Below are 12815 nucleotides of genomic sequence, written 5' to 3'. Positions count from 1 at the left end.
TGTGTAGGCATTAAAGCGAAACCGGCTGTACTGAAGCGGCTGATGATCCCGACTGTATAATTTCAGTGCCACCGCTCCAACTGGAAGAAGAAGGGTATTTGCGGAAAAAAGGGACAGTAAGCGATCGGGGGTTTCACCGACTCCAGCACCTTTGATAATGAAAATGAGTGTGTTCCTCGGGATATCGTGATGGTTTGGGCATCAGCAAGCGCGTACAATCTATGGCTGGTATTTTTTTATACACGTACCTCTACGTTAGATGAAGGCTTCTTCAAAGCATACCGTCGATTCAATAAATAGCCGAAAAGTGAAGCCAATGATTGCTGAAACAGCATCCCAAGCACAACGGGAATCGCCACAGGAGGCGGGAAATAAGCAACGGCGAGCACGGCGCCCGCACTGATATTACGCATGCCACTGTTGAAAGTGAGTGCAACGACAACATCCTGATCCCATCGCATCAGCCAGGCAATCAGCCATCCCAGCATGTAGCCGAGCGAAGCTATAAGCAGAACGAGACCGGCTAAGCCTAGCAGTTCAGCATCGAAATCACGCAAGTAGGGGGCGATCACTGAGCTGTTGATAGCGACAACGATCCCCATCGTTATTTTGGAGAAGGGGCCGAGACGTCCGCTCCATTTTTCTTTGATCTGCCCCTTCGTCCATTGGTTTAACAGCATCCCGATTAAAGACGGGACTACGATCATGAAGAAGAGACCTTTCATCATGGCCAAAGAGTCCAGCTGGACTTTCGTTCCCACCAAAGCTGATAAGGTGTAAGGCACGACAAACGGGGAAAGAATCGTATCCATTAAAATAATAGACAACGTCAGTACGATATTGCCGCGATAAATCGCAACCCAGACAAAACTGGTGATACCCGTAGGTATCGCTGCTGCCAGAATAAGACCCGTGATCGTCAAAGGTTCATGACTATAAACGGCATGTCCAAGTCCCAAAGCAATGAGCGGCATTCCGACATGCAGGATCAGCAGTGTGGTGATGAGCGGCAGCGGTTGAACGACTACTTTGACAAACTCTTTGAAGCTGGAGCTAATACTGCCAGAGAAAGTCATGAAGGCAAACAGCCAAGGAGATAAAAAAGTGAAGCCGGATAAATGACTGCCCAAAAGAACGCCGATAAGAACACTGATGGGTGTAATAAGAGGCAAAATCTTTTCCAACTGACGATTGAATTGCAACAGCATCTAGGTGAACATCCTTTCGTGTAGCTCATCAGGGGGGGATTCATTCTCCCTATTATAGGAGGAATCGGAGCCTGTGACTAGAATAGGGACTGATAGAAAGTTTCTATTTCCAACTGTTGGATGACGTGCTATGATAGGTAGCAATTGCATACATTTGTATCCCTAGGGGCGCCGTGAGGCTGAGACAGAGTAATCTGAACCCTTCGAACCTGAACTGGGTCATACCAGCGGAGGAAAGTGGAAAACGATCATTGGCGCGCCATCTATGCATGTTTATTATGCGGCAACCTACAACCACTTTTCTTTGCGAAAAGTGGTTTTTTTGTGTGGTTTTTAGACCTTTTGAACAAAGGAGGCAGACTTCGATGCCAGAACATGAGCTGCACGTTATATCGAATGGGAAGCTGGCGTGGGCGGAGCTGGCGGCCATTGCCGCCGAGATTCATCCCTATGTGACGGCGATCCATATTCGTGAAAAAACGAGATCCATGGATGAAAATTATATCGGTTTGCAGTTTCTGCTTGATAAAGGAATCCCTGCGAACAGGATCTACATGAATGGCTTTCCCTGGATAGCGGCAGCAGAGAAACTCGGCGGTCTTCATCTCCCAGGTCGTTCACCGGCTCTGCCGACAATCAAGAATTCATGCGAAGGCGTGCAGCGGATTGGGCTATCGATTCATAGCAAGGAAGAGGCTCAGCTTCGTGAAGAAGAGGGCGCGGATTATCTGCTGTATGGTCATATTTTTGAGACAAGATCGAAGGAAGGCGCTGAGCCTAGGAAATTGCACCAACTGCAAAATGTGGCAGGCTGCGTCTCCATTCCAGTGATCGCAATCGGCGGCATAACGCCTGGGCGTGTTCAATCTGTCCTGGATGCAGGGGCTTCAGGTGTAGCGGTCATGAGCGGCATCTGGGAAGCGGCTGACCCAGTCGCTGCGGTGTTGGCATACAAGCGCGGACTAGAGCGAACGGAGGTGAGTTAAATGAAGCAGACGAGTGATGTTCTTATTGTCGGCGGTGGTGTCATAGGCTCATCCATCGCCTATTATCTGGCGAAGCGGGGCCAGGCCGTAACCCTGCTGGAACGCAGCAGGTTAGGCACGGAAGCCTCGGCAGCGGCAGCAGGCATGCTCGGCGCGCAGTCCGAGATGGCGGACACAGGCCCGCTGTTCCAGTGGGCCCGTCACAGCCGGGCGATGTTCCCGCAGCTGAGCGAGGAACTGAAAGATCTCACGGGCATCGACATCGGCCTCGTCCGTGAAGGTTTGCTGAACGTCGCGTTCAGCGATGAGCAAGAGCGCGAGCTGCGAGCGCGTGAGAAGCTGCAGCTCGCAGCGGGCGAGCAGGCGCAGTGGCTGAGCGCAGCCGCAGCCGCCAAGCTGGAGCCCGCTCTCGGCGAGGCGACGCGGGGTGCGCTATACCTGCCTGAGGATGGGCAGGTGGAGGCGCCACGGCTGGCGGCGGCGTACGCGCAGGCAGCGAGGGCACTCGGGGCGAAGGTGCAAGAATTCGCCCAAGTGCAGGCGCTGCTCAAGGACGGCAGCCGAATCAGTGGCGTAATGACGAGCGAAGGTCCGCTTTGGAGCGAGCAAGTCATTGTGGCTGCTGGCACGTGGAGCGGACAGCTTCTGACTGGCATCGGCATCGAGCTGCCGATGTATCCTGTGAAGGGCGAGTGCTTCTCGGTGCTGACCCCGAAGCAGGAACTTAGGAAAACCCTGTTTACACCAGGGTGCTATATTGTCCCTAAAGCTGGCGGTCGATTGCTGGTCGGCGCAACAATGGTACCGCATAGCTACGACCGGAAGGTTTCGATGGCGGGTCTTGCCGAGCTGATGGATCGGGCGAGGCAGCTTATGCCTGCAATCGGCGCTGCGGAGTGGGAAAAGGCCTGGTCGGGGCTGCGGCCGCAGACAGCCGATGGCTTGCCTTACATTGGCAAAGTACCGGAGTATGAGGGGCTGTATGCGGCATGCGGGCATTACCGCAACGGGATTGTGCTCAGCCCAATTACCGGTAAGGTAATTGCCGATCAAGTCGTTGGCGAACTGGGGACGGCATTAGGCGTGGAGCCGTGGCTGGATGCTTTTAGCCCGGATTTTTCAGCAGTATCCAAGCGTGTCGTGCAGCAGGACCAGTCCCATTTGTCAGCAACAAACGGAAGTAGAAAGGAGCTGCAAAGCATTGAAGCTGCACATTAATGGTGAATCTGTGGAAGTTCCGGATACCATTCGGACCATTGACGAGTTGCTCGAGCATTTTGCTTTGGGAGAAAAAATGCTCGTCGTGGAACATAATCAAGCTATTTTACAAAAGGAAGATCATGCCAAAGCTGAGCTTTCGGCAGGACATCAAATCGAAATCGTACATTTTGTCGGAGGGGGATAATCCACATGTTAAAAATTGGTCCTTATGAGTTTCGTTCACGTTTATTGTTAGGCACGGGGAAGTTCCCGGATTTTGATATCCAGAAGCAGGCAGTTGCTGCCAGTGAGTCGCAAATTTTGACGTTTGCGGTGCGTCGGATGAATATTTTTGAAGCGAGTCAGCCGAATTTCTTGGCGATGCTGGACGTTGCCAACTTCACGCTGCTGCCCAATACCGCAGGCGCCAAAACGGCCGAAGAAGCGGTGCGTATCGCGAAATTAGCGAAAGCGTCGGGACTTTGCGACATGATCAAGGTGGAAGTCATCGGCGATGAGAAAACGCTGCTTCCTGATCCAGTGGAAACTTTGAAAGCTTCGGAAATGCTGCTCGAAGAAGGCTTCATCGTGCTTCCGTATACATCGGATGATGTGTTGCTCGCGAAGCGTTTGCAAGCACTTGGCGTTCACGCGATTATGCCTGGCGCATCACCGATCGGCACAGGTCAAGGAATTATTAATCCGCTTAATCTAAGTTTCATTATTGAGCAATCGACGATTCCGGTCATTGTGGATGCAGGAATCGGGGCTCCATCCGATGCTGCGCTTGCGATGGAAATGGGTGCGGATGGCGTGCTGCTGAACACAGCCGTATCTGGCGCCAAAGATCCAATCAAAATGGCCTACGCCATGAAGCTTGCTATTGAAGCGGGGCGCGCTGGCTTTGAAGCAGGAAGAATTCCGAAGAAACGCTATGCCTCCGCAAGCAGCCCTATGGAAGGTTTTAGTCGGGTTTAGCAGGTTGCCTGATGACAGAGAAGGGGGATGCAGATGTCAATTTATAAAGCGCTGACCATTGCAGGCTCAGATAGCGGCGGTGGCGCCGGGATTCAGGCAGACTTGAAGACTTTTCAGGAGCTAGGCGTGTATGGGATGTCGGTCATTACAGCGGTCACAGCTCAAAATACGCTTGGCGTTCAAGGGGTATATCCAATGAGTGCCGAGGCTATTGAACAGCAATTAGCTTCGATCGGCGAGGATCTTACGCCAGCTGCGTTAAAGACGGGCATGCTGTTCAGCGGGGATATCATCCGAGTGGTGGCAGCAGCGATACAGAAGTACAAGTGGGAGCAGGTCGTTGTCGACCCTGTGATGATCGCCAAAGGCGGCGCTTCCCTGCTGCAGCAGGAGGCTATTGATGCGATGATTCGCTATTTATTGCCGCTTGCTGATGTGATTACGCCGAACATCCCGGAGGCCGAAGCTCTTAGCGGCATCGCAATTACGGACAGCATGTCGCGCCAGGAAGCGGCTCAGCGAATTCATGGATATGGCTGCAAACAGGTCATGATCAAAGGTGGACATGAGGACAACAGCGAACAGGCGACGGATTTGTTATATGATGGCCAATCGTTTACGGAGTTCTCCTCACGTCGGCTGGTGACTCGCCATACGCACGGTACGGGCTGTACATTCGCAGCTGCTATTACTTCCGGACTTGCGCAGGGATTGCCTATGAAGGCAGCGTTTCATTTGGCGAAGAGCTTCATCCAAGCGGCAATTGCTGAACCGCTGAATATCGGCAACGGGCATGGACCTACGAATCATTGGGCTTATCGGCGTGGCGTGAGCAATGATGATGTTCGCATCAACGAAAATGTGGCCACGCCAGGTGCGCGATGAACAGCCAGAAGCTGAGAGACGCGCTGCGTTTGTACTTGGTCATGGGCAGCCCGAACTGCGGCGGGGCTGACCCTTATGCTGTGCTGGAGGCTGCAATTGCCGGCGGCATTACGATGTTTCAGTTCCGCGAGAAAGGCGCCGGAGCCCTGGAGGGGCCGGCGAAGCGCGAGCTGGGCGCGCGGCTGCGCCGCCTTTGCGCGCAGCATGCGATACCCTTCATCGTGAACGATGATGAGGGGCTCGCACTAGAGCTTGCGGCCGATGGTATTCACATCGGCCAGGAGGATGCCCCAGCCGCCGCCGTGCGGCAGCGGCTGAAGAACATGATCGTGGGGGTATCGGCCCACGATCCGGAAGAAGCCCAGTCGGCGCTGGCCGAAGGCGCCGACTATCTGGGCGTAGGCCCCCAATACGCCACGCGCACGAAGCTCGATGCGCGTGAGGTTCAGGGGCCTGCCATGATCGTCCGGATACGCGAGAGCGGTATCCGGCTGCCGTTAGTCGGCATCGGAGGCATCGATGCCGCGAATGCCGCGCCCGTTATCCGAGCCGGGGCGGATGGCATTGCTGTAGTGAGCGCGATTGCCGCTGCAGGCTCACCACGCGAGGCAGCAAAGGAACTTAGGCGAATCATCAATAGGTAAGAGGAGGAATTCCATTGACAACGACAAGCAAGGAGCCTGTGAAAGACATCGAAGTGAGCACATTTCCAGGCAGCCGCAAAGTGTATGTTCAGGGTTCAAGGCCAGACATCCAAGTGCCTATGCGAGAAATCGCTTTGGGAACATCGACCAATATGAGTGGAGAAGAAGTAAGCAACGAGCCTGTCCAAGTGTATGATACCAGCGGTGTTTATACGGATGCCGACTGCCAAACCAATATTCGGTTGGGGCTGCCCGCGAATCGGTTGCCATGGATTGAAGAGCGCGGTGATGTGGAAGCCTACGCGGGGCGTGAAGTGAAGCCGGAGGACAATGGGCTTGCTTTGCCAGAAGCGAAAGGGGCCGCTGAACTTTTTCCAGGCTTAAACCGCAAACCGCTTCGAGCCAAAAAAGGCTGCAATGTGACGCAGATGCATTATGCCCGCCAAGGTATCGTGACTCCGGAAATGGAGTACATTGCCATTCGCGAGAATTTAGCTGCGGAGTTTGTTCGCCAAGAAGTAGCCGAGGGCCGCGCCATTATCCCTTCGAATATCAATCATCCAGAAAGCGAGCCGATGATCATCGGACGCCAATTCCTTGTGAAAATAAATGCCAACATCGGTAATTCTGCAGTAGCTTCTTCCATTGAAGAAGAGGTGGAGAAAATGACGTGGGCTACCCGCTGGGGTGCAGATACGATCATGGATTTATCGACAGGCAAAAATATACATACAACACGCGAATGGATTATTCGCAATTCTCCAGTTCCTGTAGGCACGGTACCGTTATACCAGGCGCTGGAAAAAGTGAACGGGAAAGCCGAGGATCTCTCATGGGACGTCTTCCGGGACACGCTAATTGAGCAAGCTGAACAAGGGGTGAGTTACTTCACCATTCATGCAGGCGTCTTGCTGCGCTACATCCCAATGACCGCAAACCGTGTGACAGGCATAGTATCTCGCGGCGGTTCCATCATGGCTGCTTGGTGCTTGGCCCATCATCAGGAGAATTTCCTGTACACCCATTTCGATGATATTTGTGAAATTATGAAAGCTTATGATGTCGCGTTCTCCCTCGGTGACGGCTTGCGTCCGGGTTCGATTGCGGATGCCAACGATGAAGCCCAATTCGCTGAGTTGGATACGCTCGGTGAACTTACGGAGCGGGCTTGGCGCCACGATGTTCAGGTGATGGTCGAAGGGCCTGGTCATGTGCCGATGCATCTGATTAAGGAAAACATGGACCGTCAGCTGGATGTGTGCAAAGAAGCACCATTCTACACGCTTGGACCGCTGACGACGGACATTGCGCCGGGCTACGATCATATTACCTCTGCGATTGGCGCAGCGATGATTGGTTCTTTCGGCACGGCGATGCTGTGTTATGTGACGCCTAAGGAGCATCTGGGCTTGCCGAATAAAGAAGACGTCCGGGTAGGTGTCGTCACCTACAAAATCGCCGCGCATGCGGCCGATCTGGCGAAAGGGCACCCTGGCGCTCAGATCCGTGACAATGCTTTGTCGAAGGCGCGTTTTGAATTCCGCTGGCGCGATCAGTTTAATCTCTCTTTGGACCCTGAGAGGGCATTAGAGTTCCATGACGAGACCCTTCCGGCTGAAGGGGCCAAAACTGCGCACTTCTGTTCGATGTGCGGACCTAAGTTCTGCAGCATGCGAATTACGCAGGATATTCGGCAGTTGGCCTATGACGAAGAGATTGCTCGCAACAGTGGAATGGATGAGAAATCCAAGCAATTCCGCGAAGCGGGAAGTCGAATTTATCAGTAATAGCATTTGGGGCGTTTTTTCACCATTAATGTGGTGACAGGAACGTCCCTTTTTGCTACCATAGAGAAAAGCTTAACTTCGGTAATTCGTTAAAGCGCTGAATTGGCTGCAGGGAAGAGATACCGGGCATGCTGAAACCGCAATTGACATGAATTCTTTTTCGCATTATGATACGGTTAAAAAGATTTGACCGTCGTTTAATTAATCTCATTAAGAGGTTAAAAGTTGACCCAGACGCCCTGCTATACGAGGTCGAACAGGTACATTAGAGGAGGTCGAGTCCAAGATGAAGCTGCAACCGGTTTACATTATTGAAGATCTTGAGCAATTGAAAACGGTAAGTGATCCCCTTCGCGCGAAGGTGTTACTTTATTTAATCGAAAAAGCTTACACCGGTCAGCAATTGGCTAAACTGCTGGGAATGGCGCGTGCGAAGGTGCATTACCACTTGAATGAGCTTGAGAAGCATAGCTTGATTTCGGTCGTTCGTACGGAACTCAAGAATGGCATTGTACAGAAATTCTACCGCGCTGTTGCACGTGGCTTTGTGCCAAGCGAAGCGCTGCTCCCTTATGTATCCGAAGTAGAGAATTACTACCGTGAAACGACGCTGAATGTGCTCGGTCGTGCGAGGCTTCGTGCGATTGCCGCACCGGAGGAAGCTTTTCAAATTCCTTCCTCAGATCGCGCCTTATGGCATCGGATGTCCACGCAGCTTGAAGTCAAGATGAGCAGGGAGAAATTTGCAGAGTGGCTTAGCAAGTTTCGGGCGTTGATCTTTGAACTGGACGGGCAGCAGGAGGAAACAGGGGAGTGGTTTTATTTGACGACAGTGGGGTTCCAAATCAATGAGCCATCCTTTGCGATGGATGAAGAAGAGGAGAGATAGACATGTTAGATCCAAGACTAACGAAGCTGGCTGATGTCCTTGTGAACTATTCGGTTAAGGCGCAGCCCGGTGAAAATATTTTGATTGAAGCATACGGTATTGATGCAGCTCTGGTGAAAGAAATCGTGAAAAACGTGCACGCAGCAGGCGCTCATCCTTATGTAAATGTTAGAGACCATGCGATTATGCGTCAGCTTATTATGAATGGTACAGAAGCACAAATGCAGACTTGGGCAGCAGCCGACGCGTTCCAAATGAAACAGATGCAAGGCTACATAGGTGTGCGTGGCGGAGCGAATATTTATGAACTGTCGGACATTCCGGCTGATCGGATGAAGCTTTACAATTCTATTTATTATCAGCAAGTTCACTTTGATGTTCGAGTGAAGGATACGAGATGGGTTGTGCTGCGCTACCCGACTTCTTCCATGGCACAGCTTGCCAGCATGAGCACGGAGGCGTTCGAGGAGTTCTATTTCAACGTCTGTACGATGGATTATGGCAAAATGTCCAAAGCGATGGACGCTTTGAAAGATCTTATGGATCGCACAGACAAGGTGCGTCTCGTTGGTCCTGGAACGGACTTGTCCTTCTCGATCAAAGGTATCGGCGGCGTCAAATGTGATGGCGAATTGAACATTCCAGATGGTGAAGTTTACTCCGCGCCTGTTCGCGACTCCGTTAATGGGGTTATTTCCTTCAATACACCAACGCCTCACGACGGCTTTATTTTTGAGAACATTGTGCTGGAATTTGAAAATGGCAAAATTACGAAAGCGACCGCGAACGATACGGATCGCATTAATGAAATTTTTGATATGGATGAAGGCGCTCGCTATGTCGGCGAATTCGCGATTGGCGTGAATCCGTACATCCAACACCCGATGAAAGATACGTTATTCGATGAGAAAATCGACGGGAGCTTCCATTTCACGCCAGGCAACTGCTACGATGATGCCTATAACGGCAACAAATCCTCGCTGCACTGGGATATCGTGAATATCCAACGTCCAGAGTATGGCGGCGGCGAAATTTGGTTTGATGACGTGCTGATTCGCAAAGACGGCCTATTCGTTCTGCCTGAGCTGCTGCAATTAAACCCGGAAAATTTGAAGTAATGCAGGAAAGGTTGCCCAAAGTCCTTGTGACTTGTTGGGCAACCTTTTTTTGTTGTGCAGTTATATCGTGTTCCCCGCCCGAAATTTGGGAGTCTGTGTTCTGCGGTAAGGGAATTACAGTCCGCTATTCTAGCCAAAAGTGACCATATCGCGGGGGTGAGGGAACTACAGTCCGCTATTTTGCTATTTCCTGGGAAAATTAGCGCTTTTCGTGGAAATAAGACCCTGTAGTTCCGCTTTGACCCTCGCATCCCTACTATTTGCCTAAATAGCATCCTCTAGTTCCCTTAATCGGTTTTGTCGCTAATAAGAGGCCGATCTCTCAGGGCGGCGAAGCCGGTTTTCTTAATGAGCTAATCTTATGAGCAATTCTTGTAGATTTTCCTCGTAGATTTATCTTGTTTTATGCTGTGCGCGTGGTGAGTGGAGCCAGGAGTAACTGTGGTTCGCTATTTGCTAGAAGTATAGCTGAAACCGACGTGTCGCGGAACGTAGATGTGTTATGAGTTAGGAAATCGGCAGATTTCTTGAGAAATCACGAAATAACGAATCGTAGTTCCGCGGAAGCCTGTAATCAGCCTGATTTTCGCGAAATAACGGATCTACGTTTCCTTTGATTCCTCTAGGCCATTGCTTGTTTTCGCAATGCAAGGCAGGATGGGGGAAAGGCGCAGCGGCGAACTACAGGTGCCGCCGCTCCAGCGTCCCCGCTCCGCCGTCCCCGGCCGCGCCCGCCCACCGCTCCAGCGTAACCGCAAAGCCGGTCCCCGGCCGCGCCCGCCCACCGCTGCAGCGTAACCGCAAAGCCGGTCCCCGGCCGCGCCCGCCCACCGCTGCAGCGTAACCGCAAAGCCGGCCCCCGGCCGCGCCCGCCCACCGCTGCAGCGTAACCGCAAGGCCGTCCCCGGCCGCCCCACCTCAAACCCGCCGCTGCTGCGTCTGGTATTGTCGCGGCGGCAAGCCGACAGCTTTCTTGAATGTTCGGATGAAGTTGGAGTAGTCGTTGAAGCCAGCGAGCTGGCAGGTGTCGGTGACGGTGGAGCCTTCGCGCAGGAGCTGCTTCGCTTTGGCGATGCGCTTGAATAGAATATGCTCATGAATCGTGCTGCCAGTATGTTTTTTGAACAAGCGGCAAAGATAAGAGCGGTTCATGAAAACGACATGCTCGAGGACTTCGAGTGAGAGATCCTGCTCTAAGTTTTCATCAATATAGGTGAACAGGGAGGAAAGCTTGTCAGGAATCATGACCTGTTCCTCTTGTTTGCCTTGATTCTGGAAAGTTCGATTGATGAACACCAACAGCTCGATGAAGGCAGAGACATACAGAATTTCCGATCCAGGAAGCGCTTGGTGCCGGCTGTGAGTTTCCATGCGCTCGTAGATCTTCATGATGTCGTCGATTTGCTGCGGAGTCAGTCGCATGCGGTTTTGTTCACCGAATACTCGTTTATTGAAGCACTCCAGCAAATCAAACTCCGGCGAACTGAAAGCCTTGATTAAAGATGGATTGAAATGGATGACGACATTTTCGTAGCGCTGCTTTTTGGATTGGAAATTGGGCCGGTGAAGTTCATTGCTGTGCATGATCAGCAGATCGCCATATTGCAAAGGGTACACTTGTTTTTCGATAAAATAGTGAACATCTCCCGTGAGGAAGAAATAGATTTCATATAGGTCTTGATGTTGATGAAAATCTAGGGGAATCGGATCATGGGTAACCGAATGCCTGAAAGTAATCATCTGATGTAAGTTATGGTATAGTTCCTGCATGTGAGGCTCTCCTCTAATTAAACTGGAGTCAATATTAGCAATCTTTTGCCCAATTAATGCAATGAATACGTTTTTATTATACTGCAAAATAAACAATAGATAAACAAACGGCTTTCGCCAAACCTGCTAAATGTTCATCATGCCAAGGAGGAACTTATATGAAACTATCTGTATTCACTGTAGCCACACCTGATTTGACACCTGTAGAATTAGCCAAAGCGGCTGTTACAGCTGGGATTGAAGGCATTGAATGGCGTTTTAAAGATATTCCAGCGGATGTCGCTAATGAAGCGCCTTCGTTCTGGAGAAATAACTTATGTTCGATTGACCCTAAAGCAACGGATGAAGAGCTGGAGCAATTCCGTCTCATCGCTGTTAATCATAATTTGGTAAACCTAAGTGTTACTCCGTACCTGAATGATTGTAATGTGGCAGAAACGGAGAATGTGTTCAAAGCTGCTCGCCAAATTGGAGCTTCCTTCATTCGTGTAGGTGTTCCCGGCTATGATCGCAGCCAAAATTATAATGATTTGTTCAAAAAGGCTGTCGATTATTTACACCACGCTCAGGAGCTGTCACAGCAGTATGGAGTCAAAGGAATTATCGAAATTCATCATAATACAATTACGTCGAGCGCTGGTCTGGCACACAAGCTGATCTCCGGTTTTAACCCTGACAATCTAGGCGTTCTGCACGATGCAGGCAATATGGTGCATGAGGGATACGAGAATTATCGGATGGGTCTTGAGTTGTTGGGACCTTATCTGGCGCATGTCCATGTGAAAAATGCAAGATGGATACCTTCAGGCGAGGAGCAAAACGGTCTTAAACTTTGGAAAAGCGAATGGGCGCCATTAGATAATGGCATCGTGAACTTTAAGCAACTGTTGGACGACTTGAAAGCGGTTGGCTACGATGGTTACCTGGGTATTGAAGATTTTAGCGGTCAATTCGGTTCTCAAGAGATGCTAACGAGCTTTGCTTCCAAAGTGAAGCAGTGGCTGGCATAAAACATATTTGAATGTAAAAGGAGCTAAGCGGCTTGTATGCGCTTAGCTCCTTTGTTTAAATATAAGAGTTTATATGTTTTGGAGTGAGCGCGGAGTTACTCCAGCCGCCTTGTGCGAACAGAGGGAACTACAGTCCGCTATTCTAGCCAAAAGTATCCATATCGCGGGGGTGAGGGAACTACAGTCCGCTATTTTGCTGTTTCAAGGCAAATTCACAGAAGCTTTGCAAAAAACCTAACATGAATATTTCGTTAGAATATATTCCTAAATATGTAATTAAATGATGTATTTATCTGGACAAAACACAAAAAAACCCCTAAGGTCGAGTTACAGACATGTT

12 protein-coding genes and 1 riboswitch are annotated in these 12815 nt (G+C 50.9%); of the genes, 10 read left to right on the top strand and 2 right to left on the bottom strand.

Annotated elements, in window-relative coordinates; genetic code table 11:
• Positions 1–236: 236 nt before the first annotated feature.
• Positions 237–1208: a bile acid:sodium symporter family protein gene (locus tag IEY34_RS09305; protein WP_189010622.1), complete on the bottom strand. Its 972-nt coding sequence runs from the start codon at positions 1206–1208 to the stop codon at positions 237–239.
• A 154-nt stretch (positions 1209–1362) separates the two neighbouring features.
• Positions 1363–1461, top strand: a riboswitch (TPP riboswitch).
• A 112-nt stretch (positions 1462–1573) separates the two neighbouring features.
• Here IEY34_RS09305 and IEY34_RS09300 point away from each other — a divergent pair.
• The 9 genes from IEY34_RS09300 (at position 1574) to IEY34_RS09260 (ending at position 9695) form a co-directional block, all read left to right on the top strand.
• Entirely contained in the window at positions 1574–2194 is a 621-nt protein-coding gene (locus IEY34_RS09300; protein ID WP_189010620.1) for a thiamine phosphate synthase, read from the top strand.
• Positions 2195–3412, top strand: a complete 1218-nt coding sequence (gene thiO / locus IEY34_RS09295; RefSeq protein WP_189010612.1) for a glycine oxidase ThiO — start codon at positions 2195–2197, stop codon at positions 3410–3412.
• Complete coding sequence (gene thiS, locus IEY34_RS09290) at positions 3396–3599, top strand: sulfur carrier protein ThiS (RefSeq protein ID WP_189010610.1); 204 nt, start codon at positions 3396–3398, stop codon at positions 3597–3599. The genes thiO and thiS overlap by 17 nt, the downstream gene beginning before the upstream one ends.
• 5 nt (positions 3600–3604) lie before the next feature.
• Positions 3605–4372, top strand: a complete 768-nt coding sequence (locus IEY34_RS09285) for a thiazole synthase (protein WP_189010608.1) — start codon at positions 3605–3607, stop codon at positions 4370–4372.
• Between the two features lie 33 nt (positions 4373–4405).
• Positions 4406–5257, top strand: coding sequence for a bifunctional hydroxymethylpyrimidine kinase/phosphomethylpyrimidine kinase (gene thiD / locus IEY34_RS09280; RefSeq protein WP_189010605.1), 852 nt, complete (start codon positions 4406–4408; stop codon positions 5255–5257).
• Complete coding sequence (gene thiE, locus IEY34_RS09275) at positions 5254–5901, top strand: thiamine phosphate synthase (RefSeq protein WP_189010603.1); 648 nt, start codon at positions 5254–5256, stop codon at positions 5899–5901. Before thiD ends, thiE begins: the two co-directional genes overlap by 4 nt.
• A gap of 14 nt (positions 5902–5915) precedes the next feature.
• The gene (gene thiC, locus IEY34_RS09270) at positions 5916–7688 is read left to right on the top strand and encodes a phosphomethylpyrimidine synthase ThiC (RefSeq protein WP_189010601.1); all 1773 of its coding nucleotides are present in this window, start codon (positions 5916–5918) and stop codon (positions 7686–7688) included.
• A 286-nt stretch (positions 7689–7974) separates the two neighbouring features.
• Positions 7975–8577 (top strand): ArsR/SmtB family transcription factor, encoded by a 603-nt coding sequence (locus IEY34_RS09265; RefSeq protein WP_189010599.1) that lies wholly within the window; start codon positions 7975–7977, stop codon positions 8575–8577.
• 2 nt (positions 8578–8579) lie between these two features.
• Positions 8580–9695, top strand: a complete 1116-nt coding sequence (locus IEY34_RS09260) for an aminopeptidase (protein ID WP_189010597.1) — start codon at positions 8580–8582, stop codon at positions 9693–9695.
• A gap of 918 nt (positions 9696–10613) precedes the next feature.
• Here the strand turns inward: IEY34_RS09260 and IEY34_RS09255 are convergent.
• Complete coding sequence (locus IEY34_RS09255) at positions 10614–11465, bottom strand: helix-turn-helix domain-containing protein (protein WP_189010595.1); 852 nt, start codon at positions 11463–11465, stop codon at positions 10614–10616.
• 158 nt (positions 11466–11623) lie between these two features.
• Between IEY34_RS09255 and IEY34_RS09250 the strand changes: the two genes are divergently transcribed.
• Positions 11624–12475 (top strand): sugar phosphate isomerase/epimerase family protein, encoded by an 852-nt coding sequence (locus tag IEY34_RS09250; protein ID WP_189010593.1) that lies wholly within the window; start codon positions 11624–11626, stop codon positions 12473–12475.
• The last annotated feature ends 340 nt before the right edge of the window (positions 12476–12815 follow it).

The organism is Paenibacillus marchantiophytorum, assembly GCF_014640555.1.
GTDB classification, from domain to species: Bacteria; Bacillota; Bacilli; order Paenibacillales; family NBRC-103111; genus Paenibacillus_E; species Paenibacillus_E marchantiophytorum.
Note: the sequence above shows the minus strand (reverse complement) of the source record. Positions and strands in the feature narration are given on the sequence as shown.